We start from the raw sequence: 18,052 nt of genomic DNA on the forward strand, positions 1-18,052 counted from the left end.
TCAGGCCTTCGGTTTGGCGGGTTTGGCTGCTTTCGGAGCCGGCTCAGGATCGGCAACAGGCTCGGCGTCAGAGCGCTCAACCAGACCGCGTGACATCAGTTCTTCAGCCTCGGCCGCGTTTACGGTGAATTCGTCGCCCGCGGCTTTCCAGCCTTGAGCAGTGGACAGGCTTGCCAGTGCTTTCACTTTCATAAGGACCTCAGGGGTGTGGAACGTTTGAACACAACAGACGGAGCATGGAGCGATCGTTGTCAGGCAGCGCTGCCTCGATGAGGTAGGTAACGCCCGAATTGACCAGGCGAACCCCGGCCACCAAATCCGCCGCGGGCCTGACCTTTATCTCTGCGGTCACCAGTGCGGTGAGCTGCTGGGAAACAGGAGACGTCCGGCCTGTAGGTGCGGTGATTTCTGCCCAGATCTTCCGGGCTTCAATCCAGCCGTCGACCCCGCCGCCCATGCCGTCAGGCACGCGCTGCTTCGTCTGCACAGAGCACTCATGCCGAAGGTTTCCTGCTCTCATCAGACCCCCATATCAACGCGGTAGGGGCTCAGCAACGAGCGGGAGCCTTGCGGCAGGTCTGAGACGCTGACGCCAACCACAACATCCTCCCGGTTGGCGTAAAGGTTGCCCAGAATGAGCAGGCACGCCGCCGTGATGGCTTTGGTGACAACGATCGGATCGTCGCCGGCCGTACCATCCAGCACGGCGGCGGCCATGGCTTCTGCATCCGCGTAGAACGAGCGATTCAGGTAGAGCGCGGCAGATTCCTCCGCCGCCTCCAGCTTCAAAAGCACGTCATCGCGATCGCCTTCCTCGGCGCGGCAATGCCGCATGGCGACGCCGATATCGATGACCGACATGTCACTCGCCCTTCGCAGGCTTTTCCGGCTTCTTGGACTTTTCAGTCTTCGCCGGAGCGGCCAACGCTGCGCTGGTCAAAACGCCAGCGCCAGCGGCATCTTCTTCGCTCAGAACAACAACGGAATCGTCGTCACCCGAGTCTGGCTCGGCGTAGCCTTTCTGGATCAGCTCGCGTCCGTGCTGCTCGATGGTTTCGAAGGACGTGCCCTCGACCAGCGTTTGTCCGCCCAGATACAGCGGTTTCAGCGTCTTCAGCTTCATGATTGCCTCCGGTGGGCCGCCTCTACGGCGGCCCGGCTTGAGTTAAGGAGTGACGGGGGCGTTGAACGCGCCGTAGATGAACGCCTCAGGGCGCTTGACCGCCAGCGCGACGCGCTCTTCGCAACGGACCGAGATCAGGTTTTTCTCGAAGTCGTCGGCGTTCTCGGTGGAGATCACCACGTTGGCATCTTCACGGTCGAACAGCTGAGCGCCGGTCTGGAAGGCGCCAGTCAGGAACTTGCCCTGGAAGCCAGCCGCTTCAGTAGCCACCACCGGAAGGCCCCACAGCACCGGACCTGCCAGACCCAGCGGGTTCGCCAGGATGTAGCGGCCAAGCGAATCTTTGGTCAGCTCGATTTTCGCCCAGTCGATGAAGTGAAGGACGTGACCGGAAGCTGGCAGACGGGCCAACTGTGCCTGCAGCATCGCCAGACGCAGGTCGTCAATCCCGGAGCGGGCCTCGACCTCAAATGCCGGGTCGAAGACAGACGCTTGAGGCACGATGCCGTGCAAATGAACGCCGGTGCCGTCGCCAAACAGAATTTCCTGCTCTTCCGCGTACTTCAAGCCGTAGCGCATTTCCACATCGATGGTGGACTGCAACTGAGCGAAGTCGTCCATGATCTGCTTGGACGCTTTGAACATGTGCGCGATCGTGGACACTCCAGTCAGCTTGGAGGCAAAGTTGATGCTCGAGTACGGCTTCGCCATGCCCTCGGCCACCACCTTCGCGGCGTTGACGAAGCCAGTCTGCTGGACCCAGAAAATAGCCGGCGACGTGGTGCGACCAGGCGCAATCAGGTCGCGGATGAACAGGCGCTGCTTCGCCGGCGTATCGATGCCAGGCAGGCGCTGCGGCTCTACGACGCCCTGCGCCACATCAGTGGACAGCAGCGCAGCACTGACGGGAATGTTGACACGCTTGCCGCCTTCAAGGCTCGCAGCGAAGGCCTTAAGCGCCTCGCTTTTGATGACGGTTTGGCCGAGGCTGTCGCGGTTCTGTGGCGCGCTGGCCGACGGCAGGCGGGCGAATTCCTGCTCAACTTCGCCCAACTTAGCCTTGAGCTGCTTCTCGGCCTCGGTCAGGGAGTTGAACTTCAGCGCCAGCTCGTCGACGGCGGCCTTGGTTTCAGCAGACAGGTTGCCTGCTTTCTTCGCTTCGGTCAGTGCCGATTCGGCCTTGATGCTGAACTCACTGGTGGCCTTCGCCAGTTCAGCGGAGACACTCTTGAGCAATTCGTTTGTATCGGACATGGGTCAAACTCCGGGTACGGTAGAGGCTGCCGACTTGAAAGAGGCCAAGGCCTTTTCGAAATCAGCGATTACAGAGGCCGAAATGGCCGGGGGTTCGGTAGCGCTCGGCGTACCAGAGCCGGCAGCGCTGGGCGTGCCGGTTTTGAGTTCTTGAATCATTGCGCGCCGCTCTGAGCGGGGCATGCCCTGCTTCGCGAGAATCACATCGAGGCGGCGCGCGGCGATCTGCTGCGGAGTGGAGGCCTTGGTTCCTTCCTTCAGCTCGGCACTGTCGAGCAGCGAGTCAGCGAAGCCCTGATCGACAGCGTCGCCGCCACTGATCCAGCTCTCGGCATCCATCAGCGTCTGCATCGCTGCGACATCCTCACCGGTGCGCGCCGCGTAGATGTTCGCCATGGCTTTGTCGAACGGCTCCAGCGTGTCTGCCATCTCGCGCAAACCAATTCGGTTGCCGGCCACGCCGACCCAGCAGTTGTGGATCATGAGGAAAGCGCCGAGGCCCATGCGGATCTCGTCGCCGGCCATGGCGATGACCGATGCGGCCGAGGCGGCGATCCCGAGAATCTTCACGGTCACCTTGCCTTTGTATTCGCGCAGGATGTTGTAGATCGCCAGGCCTTCGAACATGTCGCCGCCAGGCGAATTGATGTTCACCGTGACGTCAGCGCCGGCCAGGTTGCGCAGTACTGCGCTGACCCGCTTCGCGGTAACGCCATCGCCCGTCCAGTAGTCGTAACCGATCGGATCGAACATCGAGATGGTGCTCTCGTCGTCGGCCGCTGCGCGGATGTCCGGGTTCCAGCGCTCGAGCGCCATCGGCAGCAGATCCGAGGAAGCGCTCGCGCGCGGTCGCTCCGCCGGCGCTGCAGGCAGGGTTCTGATCGTCATGGTTACTCCGCTGGTTCGGTGATGCTGAGGCGTGAAATCGAGATAAGGGCGTGAGCCATGGTCGGGGCGTCTGGATCCCCACCATCAAGCGCGGAGCAGATGTCCTGGAGCAATTCGCGGGTTGCCTCGCGGTTGCCGTCCTTGTGCGCGTGGAGCGCCTTGGACATGAAGCGGTTGAACTTGGCCGAGATATCCTCGCCCTGCTCCAGGCTCTCCAGCGCGACCATCGCCGACTGAACGGTGTAGATATCGCCACCAGGAATAGGCGGCAGATTTTCCAAACGACGGACCTCGTTGCGGGACATCCAGCCATTCATCAGCGCGGTGTTGTACCAAGCGCCGCGGCCAGCACTGTCGGCGCGCAGCAAGCCTTCAACTGCGAACTCGGCAAAGAATTCCTCGGCATCTGCCTCGCCGATCAGGCATCGGGTGATTTCCTGCTCGATGTTGACCAGCAGCGGCCGCAAGCTGTTGGTGAGGAAGTGCAGGTTCTGCGCCTCAACACTGGCGGCCCAGCTCGACTGCTTGTCCATGTGCCCGACCATGAACGGCGGCACGCGGAACCAGCGGCAAATCTCCTCTACATTGAATGCCCGGGTTTCCAGCATCTGCGCTGCTTCCGGGTTCATGGTCACGCTCTGATACTTGAGCCCTGCTTCCAGCACCATCGTCTTGCCAGCGTTCTTGGAGCTGCTGAACGCTGCCAGGCTTTTCTTCAACTGCTCACGTTGCTTCGGTGTCAGCGTGCCGGAGCCCTGCGCAGCGCCGCCTTCGACTGTCAGGAAGCCCGATGCTTGCAGGCCGTTGGCAAACACCTTGGCGGCTGCCTCTTCCGATGACAGCGCGGTGCCGATGACGTCGCGGCCCGTGGTCACCGGAAGCATCCCGCACACACCGTCCAGGCCAAAGCCGCGGATGTGCATCAGGTTCTTTTCCGGGATGTCCCTTTCGGTGCCGTTTTCGTTGTAGGTGTACTTCAAGCGGCCATTGTCCAGGCGCTTGACCGTCATGCACTGCGGCAACAGCGGGTCGAGGGCGACGATCCGGGTGCCGATGAACTTCTTCTCGACGAAAGCGTTACCGCGCAAGCAGATGCTGGCCACGATCTGCAGCATGAAACGCTGCGGCGTCATCTCGGCATTCGGAGAGCGGCACAGCACCCTGAAAAGCGGATGATCCCGGGCGGATTCACGCGATCCGTCCGGCATCCGCCGGTAGAGCTTCAAGGGCAGCGTCGAAACGGACTCCGAAAGCAGACGAACGCACGCCCAGACGGTGGACAGCCGTACAGCGCCGTCGACCGTGACGTGCTTACCGCTGTTGGAGGTGCCGAACCACTCCTGCCAAAAAGCCTCACTGGTGAGCCCAACAGGAACACCCAGCCAGCTCTGTAGCGCGGAGCGAATGAGCCCCGGTTTGTTTTTGCTCGCCATTAGAGCCCTGCCATTATTGGGTCATCAAAGAAATCGTCGACGTTGCCCCGTGCGACGGGGTTGAGCGACAACAGGGCTACGGCGTTGAAGAACGCCATCAACGGGTCGATCTTCGCCGTCCCCGACGCTTGTTTCGTGATCAGGATCGAGTTTCCGGCCGGAACGACCTTCGCGTTACCGCAGCACCAGGACATCATCGGCTGGCCGCCGTGGACCATTCCGCCCTCCGCCAGCTTGCGTTCGGCAGTCTTGATTGAACCGCCCAGCTTCCAGCCCTGCGAAATGCCAATCACCTTGTCCTGCGGAATCTCGGCCTCGATCAGGCCGTCCAGGATGCCGCCGACACCGGCCGGGTCGACGCCGATCATGTCGAGCTTCCCGGACGCGTAGATTTCGGCCACCAGCTCGGCCACCTCGGCAACGTCCTTGCCGATGTACTCCACCAGCGTCAGGTTGCCGTCTTTGGCAAAGTCATGGAGGCGCGGGGCCTCGCTCTTGCGGCGTTCCAGCACCGAGGGATGGGCCCAGGCATGAGTCCACAGAAGCCAATTGCGTGATTCGGTCTCACGGCCCAGCACTGCGAACCCCAGCAGGTCGTCAAGACCGCCGCCGTCGATCCCGACGTCAATCACTTCGCAGCGGGCGATGAGCTGGGCGAGCGTTAGGTTCTTCGCTTTCGCCTGGGCCTGCCAGAACTCGGCGCCCGCCCACCGGTTGGCGCGCAGGTTCATACCGATTTCGACGTTTAGGTGCTTGGCGAGGAACTTGCGCTGCGCGCCTGGCTCTTTCTTCGCCTCCTTGACCATCTGGTCTTCCAGCCATTCCCGGCTGACCGACCGCCCCATGTTCGGGTTGGTGATGTAGAAGTTTTCAGGCTTCAGGTATTCCTCAGACTCCACCATTGCCTTCGGAAATTCGTACAGCACGCCCAGCGACTTCTTGTCCTGGATCTTGCCGTCTCGAACGTCGCGGTAGTAATCGAGCTTTTCCTTGAAAACCCCCGCTGGCGGCTCGTCGCTCTGGGTGGAGAGGAAAATCACGAAACCTTCATCACGCGAGATCTGGCCGCCGGTGGCTTCCATCAGCATCGCGTCAGCGTTCGGGCGCTTGCCGAACACCCAGAGCTCATCGACCAGGATCTTGCCGGACTTCTTACCGGACACAGTGTCCGAGTCGGCGGCCACCACCTTCAACGCAGCTTTGGTGGTCAAGTGCGTGATGGTCCGAATGTGATCCTGAACGTGCAGCATCTTTTCCAGACGGGGGTTGGCCCGGACCATCGCAGCGGCAGGCTTGTAACTGTTTTGCGCGACCTCGATGGTCGGCGCCAGAATCAACAGCTCTTCGTTGTCGCGCCAGTTGCGCACCAGGGCGGTGACCATGATCCCGGCGGCAATCGTTGATTTGGCGTTCTTCTTGCTGATCAGCAGGAAGTACTCGCGGATCTTCTGGTTGCCGGTATCGGAGTCGTAAGCGCCGAAGATGGCCGCCACGAAATCAAACACCCACTGCTCGCAGCACTCGCCGAAGGTCGGTTGGCCTGGGACATCGACAACCTTGAGCGACTTGAACAGCTCAAGCGCGGCATCAGCCTCAGAACGGAACAGCGGCGGAAACGGAATCAGCGATTGCCGAGAGAGAATCCGGCGCTCCCAGTCTGGGCACGCGGTAGACCACTCCACTTACTTCACCGATCTGAGTGGTGGTTTGCTCGTCCCGTACATGCCGGCCGCCGCCTCTTCCGCCGCGGTCTGCCTGTCTTCTTTCTTGCCCGACTCGCCTTTGCGCTGGTGCATGAACGGCATGAGCGCCTTCGCAGCGTCGACCCTGAGCTTTGCCTCGGCTTCCGGATCGTTCATCGCGGCAATCAGGAAGGCCTTGGGGTCGGTAAAGGTCAGCGCGCGGGCCAGGTCGAATGTCGGACCCGAGTCCTCCTCGTCCGCGTCAGGCTCGACCGGTTTTGACGCCTTAGCCTTTAGTTGGGCTTTAACATTTTTGTTAACGGCCCCGCTTGCCAGCTCGGCCAAAACGTGAGGGTCTTTTGCAAGCCGTGATCCGGCGGCCGATGCGCTGGAAGCGCTATAGCCTGCGGCTATCGCTGCTTCTTTGTTGGACGCACCTCCCCTCAAAGCGTCGGCGAATGCGCGCTTTTTGGGTGTTAAAGCCATTAACAAAAAACCTCAAAACAGGAAAAAAACTCTGAATGCGGGACCGGGTGGTCTAGAGCGCCGAGGCTCCGAACTTTCGAGGCACCCCCTGCCCTTGTTGCACGCCAGTGGCGTGCCAGACTCGACCAGCTCGGGGATTTGGCGTGCTACAGAATGCCGGCCTCTTCTCGCTGCTTCACGGACGAGTGACAGGTGGTGCACAGCGGCTGCCAGTTGGTTCGGTCCCAGAAGAGTGTCATGTCGCCCCGGTGGGGCTCGATGTGGTCAACCAGCGCTGTCGCTGTCACTCGACCCGCTGCATCACACATCACACAGAGCGGGTTATCGAGGATGAAGGCCTTGCTCGCCTTTTGCCAGGCGTAGGTGTAGCCGCGCTGGCCGGATGTGGCCTTGTCAGTGCGCCAGGAGCCCGGCTGCATGATCGGCAGTTTGTTGCCCTGCGTGCTGACCCGGTTGCCTAATGATTTAAGCCGAGACATCACCAGCCTCCCGGGCAGCCTGGGGCTGTCACTGACCAAGACTTCTTCACTGCCCGGTCCAGCCAATTTGCTTGAGCTGCGCGTTGATGGCGTTGACTTGCTGCTGGTAATAGTCGCGCAGCGGACGCTGGACATGAGCCGCTACCTCGTCACCCTGCCAAGTCCCACCGATCGACACAGCCAATCCCTTCCCTGAGGTGACGATATCCAGCAGCGACTGGAGCTTGTCTCGCTCATAGAACAGCTGCTGGGCGATGTTTATCTGCTGCCGATTCATCTATCACCCCGCTGACTATTTGCTCTTGCTACGAACGATTTGCGCATCAACCTGGTCAGCGCACGTGTCGAGCAGCTTGATGGCCTGATCTTTCAGTTCCCACACGTCGCCGTTGTCACGCAGATCGGTATCGTCTGCATTGACCCGCTCGCATGGGATCAGCTCAGGGGCTTCCAGCCTTATTGCTGTGGTCTTTGTCACCACTTGCGGCTTTGCCGCGCAGGCCGTCAGGCAAAGGCTGAGCAGCCCAATCACGAACAGGTTTGCTGTTGCGCTTGAGATCATCGAATTCCTTCTTGGCCTTTTTGGCCTTGTCTTCGCTGGCTTTAATGCGCTTGCTCAGATCGGCTGTGTATGCAGCGTTACGAGCAGCTTCAGCTTTCAGCGTGGTGATCGTGGCCTGGCTTTCCTTGTTGGCATCGACGGCAAGCTGCTTGGCGTCACGCTCAACAGTGACGGCGCCCTGCAGGCTGACCACGCGTACCTGCTGGATGGCTATAAGCAGGCTCATCACGATGACAATGACAATGCCGGCCGCAATGGCTCGCAACGTGGAACCGGCCTTTGCGACTGCGACAACGGCTTCGAGGCTCATAGTGAATCTGCCTTGCGTCCGAGGAACCGGATGATGAGTTCGCGTATGGCGGTTACGCCAATGAAGCCAATCGTTCCGCCGGCGGCGACTGACAGGCTCGACGGCCAGGCCATCCATTCGATGACGCTGCTGGCTGACAGGCTCAGCGCACCGCAGATCAGCGCCTCAAGCACGACCCGCCACTTGTTGGCCTCTTTTCCTTCGTACAGCACGCGCAGTAATGAAATGGTTGCGGCCATGATCGCTCCTTGCCAGAGCGGATTCGACAGGACGAGCCAGACCTGCGCCCAGAAGTCAGGTGATTTTTCAGGCATGTTCGTCGTAGTCCGACATCCACCCTTTCGGGATCGGAAAATGAATCGGCCCCGCAGCACTCCCAGCTCGGAGCGATGGGTGTGGCAGGGCCGAAAACGAAAAAACCCGGCGCGAGGGCCGGGTTTTTGATGTTTGTCTGTCGCCGCGTATCACCGCACGCAAGATCGACATGATGGGGTTAATTTACGGCCAAACGGCCATCATGGTCAAGCGGCATCGATGAAGATTTGTTCAGTGTCAAAGATGTGGGTCGCGTGAATGACGGCCGCCTCTTCCAGTTGTTCGAGCCGCTTGTGGATGCCTGCTCTCCAGTTGCGGCGAGTCCGCTCAGGGGAGCCATCAACGTCCCACGTGTTCATGTCGTAGAACTCAGGAGGGAGCACGATCATGTCGGTGGAGCGCTTGCCGCTCTGGACGCCCTTGAGCTTGGGGATTGCCCAGGCCGTGAGCCCCTTATAGATGAACAGCTGCGGCGCGGGCGATGAAATACGACTGACGAGACGTCCGATGGCGGCCACTTTGTTCGCCTTGTGCGTCGAGTACTTCGCGACAAGCACATCCCAGTGAGCAGCCTCAAGCTGGCGATGCAACAGCGCATAAAGGCAGCAGTCGTAATCGAACTTGTCTCGCGGCGACAGAGTGCTTCCATTTCCGCCTTGTCGCAGATCGGCGTCGATAAGCTTCTGCCATGACTGCTTCGTGCTGTTGTCGATGTTGTCGGCGGCCAGCACACGTACCAGGGTACTCATCACATCTTTGTACATGCCCATCGATCAATCCCCTGTGTAGTTCGAGCCGCCGGCACCGCGGCGGTTGTTCTGTTCGTATTGGTCGTGCGCGCCGCCTTGGCTGTGTCGCGCCCTGTTCAGCTCGGCGGTGACGCTTCGCAGCTTCAGGTTGAGCTGCTGCACCATCTCAGGCAGCGGGAGCGGATCTCCGGTGCTGGCGCAGACCCATCCAGAGGCATTGCAGTGCTCGCAATCCAGCTGATGGAAAATGCCGCGCACAACCGTGGCGCCGCGGCAGATACCGCACTCCATCAATGGCTTCATTTCCTTCCGGAAGGCAGGTCCATGGCTCTTGTTCATGGCAGTTCACGCCCCTCGCTGGCAGCGATAAAACCTTCGGCGTAGCCCTCAATAGCCGCTCCGACGAAGAACATGGCGACCACGATGGTTGCGACCCATCCCGAATCGAACAAGACCGCCACGCCCATCCCGCCAACGCTGAGCACGGTGACGTAGTGCTGCCACAGGCTGACGCTCGGCTTAAAAAGGCCCTGATTCAGCATTTTGAAACCTCGCCTATGGTTGATTCTTGAATAGGGTCGCAGGCCATATGGGCCGTGGGCTGTAGCGGTATGCTGGACTCTTTGTTTTCGACTCCCTCCAACCCGTGAATGGCGCTGAATCCCTTGGTGTCTAAATGGGCGTGCCACTTCTCCAGCGCCTCGCGCTTGCGGGTCTCAACGGTGGTGTGGATGTAGGCCTGCACGTTGTGGCCCATGGCGTGGTTGATCAGCATCTCGCCGATCAGGAAGTCGATGCCGAGGTCTGCCCATCCGGTGCGCGCCAACTTACGCAGGTCGTGGCTGGTCCACTCGCCCTTCCCGAGCTGCGTGAACACCATGCTCGCCTGCCCTTCACTCATGCCCTTGCCGTGCCGTGCCGGGAACAGGTACTGCCCCGTGTAACCGGTAGCGGCCTGACGGGCTCGGTATTGAGTCAGCAGCGCGCAAACCTGCTCGGTAAGTGGCAGCGAATGCTCGACGCGGGTTTTGGTGTGCACGGCGGGCAGATGCCACGTGCGGTCAGCCAGGCTGATGTGCGACCAGAGCGCCATGCGGGTTTCACCTACGCGCGTGCCGTGACAGAGCATCATCAAGGCCAACATGCCTTGGGCCGGGCGCCGCTCGAACGCCTCGGCCAGTTGTCCCAGCAGCCCTTCCACCTGGACGCCACGCAGGCGCGCGGATTTGGCTTTGATCTTGGTCTTCGAGAAGTCGCTGAATTTGATGCCCGCCATTGGGTTGGCCGGGATCGAGCCCAGCGTGTGAGCTTGGCGGCAGGCCAGCACCAGCAGCGCGAAGATCAGCCGCACAAATTCCAGCGACAGCGTCTCCTGCAGCGGCCACATCAGTTTCGTGTCCAACGTCGCGCGATCAATATCGCCCAGCGCCAGATCGCCAACGCGCGGTATCAGGTGGCAGGCGATGGCTGACTTGGCCGTGGCCTTCCGCTTGGATGACAGATGCCGGTCGCGGCTCATCCTGTCGCTGTACCACGCCAGCAGCTCGCCAAGGGTGGCCCACGGGGAAATCGCGGCGGTGGCCTTTGCATCGGCGGACAGGCGCTGCCGAGTTTCAGGAAGAGCGGCCAGCACCGCTTTGGCGGACAACTCAGGGTATGAGCCGATCCGCAGCCACTTCTTGCGCACCACCAGACTCCAGGTGCCGCGCGGACGCGCCTCGGTGAAGCGGAAATACAGCCCGGGGTGGCGGGGATCACGCATCAACACCGCAGCAGGGTCTTCGGCACGGCGGCGCAGCTCAGCATCGGAGAACGCGACAGTCAAAGTCATGCGGCCACCATAGTCGGAGCGAGTCGAAGGTAGGCGCAAATCTGCTCCATCGCGTCGAAGTGGCCCCGGCACACGATCGCCAGATAGCCCTGATCATTCAGCCGGCGGATCCATGCGTGCTGGCTGGCCGATACCGGAGCAGCGCCTGGCGGGGTGGCCTTGAACTCGATGTAGAGCCCGAAATAACCGCCCCGCGCCATCGGCAGCACCAAATCGGGGACACCTGCTTTGACCCCCTGCCCCTTCAGCTTGATGGCGACCAGCTTGTGACGATGCCCGCCGTTGGGTACGTGGTAGATCAAATCGGCCACAGCAGGCAGGCGCAGTTCGAGCTCCTTGATCAGCGCTGCCTGCTCCAGGCCTTCGCGGTCGACCGGCTTCGCGCGGGTGGCCTTCGGCTTGAACAGCCTCATTTCGCCGAACCGCGCAGCGGAGTGAAAGCGAAGCCGCCGCGCCCGTCATGCAGAACCTTGGCAGTGTTCAGCAGTGTTTTGAGTTGCGACCAGGTCATGGCTTTCCCCTGTAGAATTCGGCCTCAAAACCCCGTGCCGCGAGCTCCAACTCGACCTTTGCCCAACTGGCCGAGGACATGACCGCCTTGCCGTTGAACATCAGCACCGTTTCGCATGGCACCTGTTTGGCGTGGATGCGGTACCGAAGCTCCGGCCTGTTCTTCCAGTGGCACCACTTGCGCTCGGTACGCCACTTGATCGTTTTCGTAGTGGGCAGGTGCTCAGAAATAATCACTGGTACTCCGCCGAACATCATTGCTGGGCTGTTCAAGCTGCCACCGTCCCTTCGCTGACCAGAATGTCGATGGTCCGCACCATGCCTTCCATGTGCATCGTGCGAAGTTCTTCACGGCTGAAGCCGCACGACTTGCGCGCGTCGACGGCGTCGTGGCAAGCCGAGCAAGCCCAGGCGGCCTGCAGGTCATGCGGTTTGAGTCCGGTGCCGCAGCGCGTGCCGGCCATGCGCAGGTGAGCCAGCACCGTGGTTTCGGGGTCGCCGTTGCACACGCCCGGGATTCGGATCTGGCAGTCGCGGCCGCGCGCCGCCTTGGTGAACTTCGTCTGCTTGGTCATCACATCCACGCTCCGAACTGCGATTCAACTGGAGGAACAGACCCGTCGTAGCTGGCCCCCATGAAAACGATGAAGCACCGGGCGACACTGGCGAGCGCCTTGATCTTTCTCATCGTGCGACCTCCATCAGGTCGACGACTTCGAAGGTGCTGGGCCACATCAACCGGCCGAACGACTCGGCGACGCCTTTGCGATCGAATAGCGCGACAGCGGGATCTGGTGGAGTGGACAGATCGATCTTCGAGGAGCACGCGTAGACCGCGTAACGGAACGCCGCGGGGTCAGGCGCGGCAAGTCTGGTATCGCTCATGCTGATGCTCCGGCGCGGCGGGCGCGCAGTTCGGCCAAGGCCTTGTTTCCGATATCGGGAGTGCGACGGGCTTCAGCGCGGGCCGGTAGGGCCAAGGGCATCACCTGCAATGGCAGACCCTCGATCATGCGGCGGACGGTGATCACGTAGTTGCGCTCGAACAGCTTCATGGCGAGCGACGTTTCGAGGCGATTGAGCGGTTCAAAGCCGCACTCCTTCGCCGTATGCCAGACAGCCTGATGCGACCACTTGCCCTGCCCGGCCATGGATGGGTGAGCGTTGCGGCAGGCCTCGCGGAAAGCCTTCTCCAGCGATGGGATGCCGAGCATTTCCGGGGTTGGCTGGCACAGCTTGATGAACTTGCCCACGCTCGGTGCGAAGTCGGAACCAAGCTTGCGGCACTGCTCGATGCCGAAGCGGATCTGCTCGATGCGGGTGATGTTCTCGGCCATGAACGCTTTGGTCCAAGTAGCCTTGGCCGCATCGACCGCAGCCTGATCAGGCCATGCCTGCTTCCAGGCTGGGAAGATCGCCATCAGCTCGCGGAACAGAGCGTTGATGACCTGAACCGTGCCGGCGTCGATCTTGAGCGGCACGACCTCGGCAGATGGAACGTTCGGCAGTTGCTGCATGATGCTCGCGACGGACTTCATCAGAGACTCCCCATGTTTTCAGCCCAACTGGTGTCGTCAAAATCCGGGGCCTGGCCTTGGCCGGCCGCTTTGACTCGCTCCCGCTTGACCCATTGCACCAGGCGATAACACCAGCCAGGCGCAGAGTCGACAGTGCCAGGGCGTGCAGCGTAGAAACCCTTGAACGATCGGACTGCTGCATCCGGCACTGCGTCGGCAGGGATGCCGGCGATTGCGATCTGGTCGGCCAAGGCTTTGGCGTTTGGCTCCCAAGCAGCGAACATGGCGAAGCGCTGGTTCGGCGATGGGCACTCAGCGGCGGCGAGGTCTTGCTCGGCAATCTCAGCGGCCAAATCGCGCTGCAGCTGCTGCTCTTCGGTTAATTGATGGTTAAGTGATGTATTGGGTGCAGCTGCTGCACCCCGTTCTGCGTTTTCCTGCACCCCGTTCTGCTGTGAGCTGCACCCCGTGCGGTTATCTGCACCCCGCTCTTTACGGGGTGCAGCATTTGCACCCCGTTTAAGTTGGAGGTCGTACACCACTGGGCGGCGGTCACGGCGATCGATGTAGGCAGCGGCAATGGCTTGATTGCCCTCAGCGATGAAGCCCGCTTGCTCCAGCTCGTCGAGTTTCAGCCGCACAGTGCGCTCTGAAAGGCCCGTCTGGCTGGATATCCTCAGCGCAGATGGAAAGGCACCCTGACCTTCAGGACCTGCGTAGTTCGCCATGCACAGCAGCACGTGACGTGCCGCAGGATTTGGCAGGGAGTCCGTCGGTATCTTCATTGCCCACGACATTGCTTCAACACTCACAGCGCGACTCCAATATTTTTCTCGGCTAGATATGTCAGGCCTTTCGGGGTTACGAGGGGTTGATATGCGGCTCGCTCGATGCCGGTTTCAGTGTCGGGCTTGAGGGCAGTTACCTTGTGTTTTAGGAAGCCCTCACGGATACGCCGCTGCATGGCGATCCAGCGAGTCGCATCACCGCGGCGGTAGATCCAGCGGTGCTCCTGGAGCCAGTCGAAGAGCTTCGACGGAGCGATGCCGAGTTGTTTCGCAGCGTCAGTAATGCAGATCGCGCCTTCGGCAGCAGCAAGACGCTGAATGGCCGCGACCTTTGGCGCTTGAAGCTCAATCACACCAAGGAGGCGTTGGCTTTCCTTGGCTTGATCAGCAGCAACCTGCAGCGCCTCAGCGTAAGTAGCAGGGATGAGGGGCACGGTTCGCTCTCCCAGTTCACGCCAGCGACGAACAACGGCCATCCGCAGCGGCGCGCTGTATCCGGTAAGAAGGCAGTCGGTGTGCTCGCGGTCGAGCAGGTACTCGGTCTGGTTGCGGTTCTGACCGTCCAAATAGGTGCGCTCAAAACTGAGCGCATCTTTTTGCAGGTCCGCTAGCATCAACGCGATGTCTCGCTTGACGTTCTTGTGCTGCTTACCGGTCAGATCGGCGATCTCGCGAGACGACATGACCTGACGCGTCATTGCCTGCGGAAAGTGGGAAACTGACGAGTCAGGGTGGGTATTGCTCTGGGTGTTCGTGATGTGCATAATCAACCTCGCTAACGCTGTAGAAAGAGCCGACCTCGACCGTCGGCTTTTTTGTGCCTGAAATTCGGGCGCTGTGAGGGCTGACGCTTCTGCATCACTCCTCTTGCAATTGGTCAACGCCGTGGATGTGCTCCATCCAGCGCTTCGATGCGTGGATCAACATCTCGATATCGCGCTCGTTAAAGCACCGCATCTCAGCCGGAACAATCTTCAGGTCGAGCACGGCCAGGATCTGAGCGAACTGCTCAAACTTCTCCGGTTTCATGCGGCTGATCGTCGCCTCGTCGCAACCCACTGCAACCGCGACCGGCGCATTCCCCACCGATGCAAGCTTCTGCACGATGAAGTGGTAATTCTTGCGGGACCTTACAACCTGTTCTTGGCTTAATTGGTTCGTCGACATGATCAGGCCGCCATCTGGGCCCAAGGGAACGAGGGACAGAGGTCTGCCCGCTTCACTTGGCCTTGGGTCAAAGTCTCGATCTGCAACGCTCTCGCCGCTGGGATTGGTCTGTCGCCCGAACACCACTGACTAACAGTGGGCGTGCGAACAGCCAGTTGCCGGGCCAATTCGGCCTGGCTCCCGAGCAAACGAGATGCTTCTCGCACCGCTTCTGCTGGTTTCATGGGTTCACTCCAATTGATTTACAGCGCCAATATAAGGCATCAGCTAATCGAAAGACAAGCTATTGCCTAACCATCAAGTGAAAAGGCTTAATTAGGCAATGCTTACAGGTAAAGAATTAGGCGCGGCGATAGAGTCAGCGCGGATGAAAAAGGGTGTATCGAAGAAGAAGCTGGCGGATGATTTCCTTGTCGCCCCTCCTTCGGTTCAAGGCTGGGTGAAATTTGGCAGGATTGATAAGGCCAAACTCATGGACCTGATCACCTACTTCTCAGATGTCGTGCCGCCGACTCATTGGGGGCTGGATGGCTGGGCATCGCTGCAGATGAATCCCTCTATCAATGCCTCTGAGACCATCAGCGTCGAGGGCTTGCCCGCAGCATTGGCGCAGAAGATCACGAGCTATCGGTCTGTGATCGACGTTCCGCGCTACGACGTGGAAGGCTCGATGGGGCCAGGCACGGAGCCACCCGAAATGCACATGGTCGTCGAGCACATGAGCCTGGACGCCAATTGGGTGCGCCAGAACCTCACCTACACCAAAATCGACAATCTCAAGCTGATTTCTGGGCGTGGCGACAGCATGGCTCCCACGATACGAAGCGGCGATGCCGTTCTGGTTGATTCCGGGGTGACGACGGTCGAGGACGATGCGATCTACTTCTTTTTGATGCGCGGAAAACTCCAAATCAAGCGTATACAGCGGGGCCTTGACGGCCTAACGATCATCTCCGACAACACGCAATACCCCGCTATTGATGTCCCAGGTGATCGCGAATCAGATATCACGATCCTTGCCCAAATTATCTACTGGTGGACCGGCCGCAGCTTTTAAAGCAGCGTCGTATTCGGAGTTGTGGTTATGGAAAACGCTAAGCCTGCGCCACCTGTCAGGATAGGGAGATTGTTACCCGGATATGTCTGTCTTGATGACGGCGTAAACGCCCCTGTACGAGGCATGGCGGAGACCGATAGTGGCGAGATATCGGTAATCGCGAAAAAGCTGGGAGCTCGAGCCCTGGCTGTTGAAATATTGTGCGCGGTGTACGGCAGAGGCATAGGCCTGCCCATTCCCGAGCCTTTGATGATCTTTGATGATGATCTAGGGTGGCTTTATGGCAGTGTCGATGTTGGACACCCGAACCTTGCGAAATTTATCTCTACCGATAGCGCGACGATACGAGAGAAGCTATTGGCTTGGCCTGCAATCCTACCCGCTGCTTGCTTTGATGAATTACTGGTGAATTCTGACAGGCATGACGGGAATATCCTGTTCGACGGCCTGGATTTTACCTTAGTAGATCACGATATGTGTCTACCATCGGGTATGGCTTCCGGTGATGAAATGTCCCAGCACCACAGCAATACCTTGCTTGATATCCTCTTGGAGGCACTGCCTGAGGGTGATCTGGGCAAGCGAAAGCTGCTCAAGGACTCAGATGCATGGATCGCGACTAGACACCCTGAGGAGGCTTCCTCCGCCCGAGCTTCAATCGACGGAGTGTGCACAGAGGATGTTCAGAATCGGCTAACATCATTCATCAACGAACGCTTACTCGTTCTGAGCAGTCTGATGGCTATAAAGGTGAACCCGGACCAAGGGAGGCTAAATGTCTGATCTATTCAGTTTTGACTCTCTTCTCTCAAGGGTGCCGAATAAGCCGACGTACAGTGGCGCGTGGGCATCTGTCTACCTTGAGCCAATGATGTCGTCTGGGGAGCGTCTAACCGTCGCGGTAGCGGCCGTTGCGGATGATGGGGCCGTGAAGGTCTCACCAGCAATCAGGCCGCACGTGATCGAGGCAATGTTTGGCACGAGGGCCTCTGCTTTCTCGGCGCTTATCGAAATGATTGCGCGCGATCTAGAGATGCATCTTAGATCTAGTCAGCGATTTGAGGGCTGGGCACCCCCAGTTTCAGGGGTTACCGTAAGCCCTCCTCGCAGAACTGCGTCGAAGGACATGGCCGGCTTGTTGAGACAAGCAGTCGCCATGACAGCCAGTCTTGCTGCGCTTGATCTATCCCCACTGCCCGAGTCCCCGCCAGGGACTATTCTGGTTCCAGCAGACGACCGCTGGCCTAAACAGTTCGAGGCTGCGGCTGTGCAACGAGATCCGCGACTTGAGCGATTCTTCAATCAGAAATTTGTGATTTCAGAGCCTTCGAAGCCCCTGAGTTTCTTTTTCCTTAGCGAAAAGGTAGCCATGAACACCGGCCGCCTAATTCCTGGGCGCGGGCTTTCCAGTTACCTTGAGCACAATAAGGCTCGAATTCTTGACCTTCGAGTAGCCAGGGAAAAGCAACAGCTGCTGGCCAGGACTCACTTCGAGCTGGTGGTATTCCGACCAAGTTTTGACGATCCGACCTACAGCCTTAAGCAAATAGACTCTCTAAAGAGGTCAATCAACACGCTTGAGGAGGCGTGCGACGAACACAGGGTACGGGTAACTCAGGTTCAAAGCGCCATCGAGGCTGCTGAAAGGCTCTTAGCCGTCGCGTAAGCCATCCTCTATCGACCAAGCCCGCCACTGAGCGGGCTTTTTCACGCCCGAAGGAAAATAATTAGGCATTAGCTATTTACACAAATTAGGCATTGGCTTATTGTTCACCCATCGAAACGAATCAGCCCTGCCGAGGGCCTCACGGATTAGATATCGCTCTTTAAAAAACCAGCCACAACAAATCAACAGACCGCATTGCCTCTACCGGCGACCGGCGATCAGACAGGTGAACGAG

30 protein-coding genes are annotated in these 18,052 nt (G+C 59.7%); 3 read left to right on the forward strand and 27 right to left on the reverse strand.

Features of this window, described 5'->3' with window-relative positions:
• From AC07RO_RS07175 to AC07RO_RS07305, 27 genes are all read right to left on the reverse strand, one after another.
• Entirely contained in the window at positions 1-192 is a 192-nt protein-coding gene (locus AC07RO_RS07175) for a hypothetical protein (RefSeq protein WP_463581512.1), read from the reverse strand.
• Positions 193-199: 7 nt separating this feature from the next.
• Positions 200-520 (reverse strand): head-tail adaptor protein, encoded by a 321-nt coding sequence (locus AC07RO_RS07180; protein ID WP_463581511.1) that lies wholly within the window; start codon positions 518-520, stop codon positions 200-202.
• Positions 520-861, reverse strand: a complete 342-nt coding sequence (locus tag AC07RO_RS07185; RefSeq protein ID WP_495085668.1) for a head-tail connector protein — start codon at positions 859-861, stop codon at positions 520-522. The genes AC07RO_RS07180 and AC07RO_RS07185 overlap by 1 nt, the downstream gene beginning before the upstream one ends.
• A gap of 1 nt (position 862) precedes the next feature.
• Positions 863-1,123 (reverse strand): DUF7210 family protein, encoded by a 261-nt coding sequence (locus tag AC07RO_RS07190; RefSeq protein ID WP_463581509.1) that lies wholly within the window; start codon positions 1,121-1,123, stop codon positions 863-865.
• A gap of 42 nt (positions 1,124-1,165) precedes the next feature.
• On the reverse strand, positions 1,166-2,377 hold the full coding sequence (locus tag AC07RO_RS07195) for a phage major capsid protein (RefSeq protein WP_495085669.1): 1,212 nt from the start codon (positions 2,375-2,377) through the stop codon (positions 1,166-1,168).
• A 3-nt stretch (positions 2,378-2,380) separates the two neighbouring features.
• On the reverse strand, positions 2,381-3,265 hold the full coding sequence (locus AC07RO_RS07200; RefSeq protein ID WP_495085670.1) for a head maturation protease, ClpP-related: 885 nt from the start codon (positions 3,263-3,265) through the stop codon (positions 2,381-2,383).
• A 2-nt stretch (positions 3,266-3,267) separates the two neighbouring features.
• The gene (locus tag AC07RO_RS07205) at positions 3,268-4,698 is read right to left on the reverse strand and encodes a phage portal protein (RefSeq protein ID WP_495085671.1); all 1,431 of its coding nucleotides are present in this window, start codon (positions 4,696-4,698) and stop codon (positions 3,268-3,270) included.
• Positions 4,698-6,380, reverse strand: coding sequence for a terminase large subunit (locus AC07RO_RS07210; RefSeq protein ID WP_495085672.1), 1,683 nt, complete (start codon positions 6,378-6,380; stop codon positions 4,698-4,700). Before AC07RO_RS07210 ends, AC07RO_RS07205 begins: the two co-directional genes overlap by 1 nt.
• Positions 6,381-6,866: a terminase small subunit gene (locus AC07RO_RS07215; protein ID WP_495085673.1), complete on the reverse strand. Its 486-nt coding sequence runs from the start codon at positions 6,864-6,866 to the stop codon at positions 6,381-6,383.
• A gap of 146 nt (positions 6,867-7,012) precedes the next feature.
• The gene (locus AC07RO_RS07220) at positions 7,013-7,345 is read right to left on the reverse strand and encodes an HNH endonuclease (protein WP_495085674.1); all 333 of its coding nucleotides are present in this window, start codon (positions 7,343-7,345) and stop codon (positions 7,013-7,015) included.
• Between the two features lie 46 nt (positions 7,346-7,391).
• Complete coding sequence (locus tag AC07RO_RS07225; RefSeq protein ID WP_495085675.1) at positions 7,392-7,622, reverse strand: hypothetical protein; 231 nt, start codon at positions 7,620-7,622, stop codon at positions 7,392-7,394.
• Between the two features lie 15 nt (positions 7,623-7,637).
• Positions 7,638-7,877: an Rz1-like lysis system protein LysC gene (gene lysC, locus AC07RO_RS07230; RefSeq protein WP_495085676.1), complete on the reverse strand. Its 240-nt coding sequence runs from the start codon at positions 7,875-7,877 to the stop codon at positions 7,638-7,640.
• Complete coding sequence (locus tag AC07RO_RS07235) at positions 7,786-8,172, reverse strand: hypothetical protein (protein ID WP_495085760.1); 387 nt, start codon at positions 8,170-8,172, stop codon at positions 7,786-7,788. Before AC07RO_RS07235 ends, lysC begins: the two co-directional genes overlap by 92 nt.
• A gap of 41 nt (positions 8,173-8,213) precedes the next feature.
• Positions 8,214-8,531 (reverse strand): phage holin, lambda family, encoded by a 318-nt coding sequence (locus AC07RO_RS07240; protein ID WP_074893635.1) that lies wholly within the window; start codon positions 8,529-8,531, stop codon positions 8,214-8,216.
• A 207-nt stretch (positions 8,532-8,738) separates the two neighbouring features.
• Complete coding sequence (locus AC07RO_RS07245) at positions 8,739-9,302, reverse strand: hypothetical protein (protein WP_495085677.1); 564 nt, start codon at positions 9,300-9,302, stop codon at positions 8,739-8,741.
• A gap of 3 nt (positions 9,303-9,305) precedes the next feature.
• Complete coding sequence (locus AC07RO_RS07250) at positions 9,306-9,620, reverse strand: hypothetical protein (protein ID WP_495085678.1); 315 nt, start codon at positions 9,618-9,620, stop codon at positions 9,306-9,308.
• Complete coding sequence (locus AC07RO_RS07255) at positions 9,617-9,823, reverse strand: hypothetical protein (protein ID WP_495085679.1); 207 nt, start codon at positions 9,821-9,823, stop codon at positions 9,617-9,619. The genes AC07RO_RS07250 and AC07RO_RS07255 overlap by 4 nt, the downstream gene beginning before the upstream one ends.
• On the reverse strand, positions 9,817-11,112 hold the full coding sequence (locus AC07RO_RS07260; RefSeq protein WP_495085680.1) for a tyrosine-type recombinase/integrase: 1,296 nt from the start codon (positions 11,110-11,112) through the stop codon (positions 9,817-9,819). The genes AC07RO_RS07255 and AC07RO_RS07260 overlap by 7 nt, the downstream gene beginning before the upstream one ends.
• Positions 11,109-11,525: a VRR-NUC domain-containing protein gene (locus tag AC07RO_RS07265; protein WP_495085681.1), complete on the reverse strand. Its 417-nt coding sequence runs from the start codon at positions 11,523-11,525 to the stop codon at positions 11,109-11,111. Before AC07RO_RS07265 ends, AC07RO_RS07260 begins: the two co-directional genes overlap by 4 nt.
• A gap of 94 nt (positions 11,526-11,619) precedes the next feature.
• Positions 11,620-11,895 (reverse strand): hypothetical protein, encoded by a 276-nt coding sequence (locus AC07RO_RS07270; protein ID WP_495085682.1) that lies wholly within the window; start codon positions 11,893-11,895, stop codon positions 11,620-11,622.
• A complete protein-coding gene (locus tag AC07RO_RS07275; RefSeq protein WP_495085683.1) occupies positions 11,892-12,197 on the reverse strand; it encodes a DUF1364 domain-containing protein in 306 nt (101 codons plus the stop codon). Before AC07RO_RS07275 ends, AC07RO_RS07270 begins: the two co-directional genes overlap by 4 nt.
• A 109-nt stretch (positions 12,198-12,306) precedes the next feature.
• A complete protein-coding gene (locus AC07RO_RS07280; protein ID WP_495085684.1) occupies positions 12,307-12,507 on the reverse strand; it encodes a hypothetical protein in 201 nt (66 codons plus the stop codon).
• Complete coding sequence (locus AC07RO_RS07285; RefSeq protein ID WP_495085685.1) at positions 12,504-13,160, reverse strand: replication protein P; 657 nt, start codon at positions 13,158-13,160, stop codon at positions 12,504-12,506. The genes AC07RO_RS07280 and AC07RO_RS07285 overlap by 4 nt, the downstream gene beginning before the upstream one ends.
• Complete coding sequence (locus tag AC07RO_RS07290; protein WP_495085761.1) at positions 13,160-13,936, reverse strand: helix-turn-helix domain-containing protein; 777 nt, start codon at positions 13,934-13,936, stop codon at positions 13,160-13,162. Before AC07RO_RS07290 ends, AC07RO_RS07285 begins: the two co-directional genes overlap by 1 nt.
• A gap of 11 nt (positions 13,937-13,947) precedes the next feature.
• Positions 13,948-14,610 (reverse strand): phage antirepressor KilAC domain-containing protein, encoded by a 663-nt coding sequence (locus AC07RO_RS07295; protein WP_495085762.1) that lies wholly within the window; start codon positions 14,608-14,610, stop codon positions 13,948-13,950.
• A 175-nt stretch (positions 14,611-14,785) separates the two neighbouring features.
• Positions 14,786-15,094 carry a CII family transcriptional regulator gene (locus AC07RO_RS07300; protein ID WP_495085686.1) on the reverse strand — a complete coding sequence of 103 codons (309 nt, stop codon included), beginning with the start codon at positions 15,092-15,094 and terminating at the stop codon, positions 14,786-14,788.
• Positions 15,095-15,096: 2 nt separating this feature from the next.
• Entirely contained in the window at positions 15,097-15,318 is a 222-nt protein-coding gene (locus AC07RO_RS07305) for a transcriptional regulator (protein ID WP_495085687.1), read from the reverse strand.
• 98 nt (positions 15,319-15,416) lie between these two features.
• On the opposite strand from AC07RO_RS07305, the gene AC07RO_RS07310 reads away from it, so the two are divergent.
• Genes AC07RO_RS07310 through AC07RO_RS07320 form a run of 3 tightly spaced genes read left to right on the forward strand, consistent with a single transcriptional unit; the run spans position 15,417 to position 17,817 of the window.
• Complete coding sequence (locus AC07RO_RS07310) at positions 15,417-16,151, forward strand: S24 family peptidase (RefSeq protein WP_495085688.1); 735 nt, start codon at positions 15,417-15,419, stop codon at positions 16,149-16,151.
• A 27-nt stretch (positions 16,152-16,178) separates the two neighbouring features.
• Positions 16,179-16,934 carry a hypothetical protein gene (locus tag AC07RO_RS07315; RefSeq protein WP_495085689.1) on the forward strand — a complete coding sequence of 252 codons (756 nt, stop codon included), beginning with the start codon at positions 16,179-16,181 and terminating at the stop codon, positions 16,932-16,934.
• Positions 16,927-17,817 (forward strand): hypothetical protein, encoded by an 891-nt coding sequence (locus AC07RO_RS07320; protein WP_495085690.1) that lies wholly within the window; start codon positions 16,927-16,929, stop codon positions 17,815-17,817. The genes AC07RO_RS07315 and AC07RO_RS07320 overlap by 8 nt, the downstream gene beginning before the upstream one ends.
• The last annotated feature ends 235 nt before the right edge of the window (positions 17,818-18,052 follow it).

Source organism: Pseudomonas sp. GW821-FHT07F05, assembly GCF_059418765.1.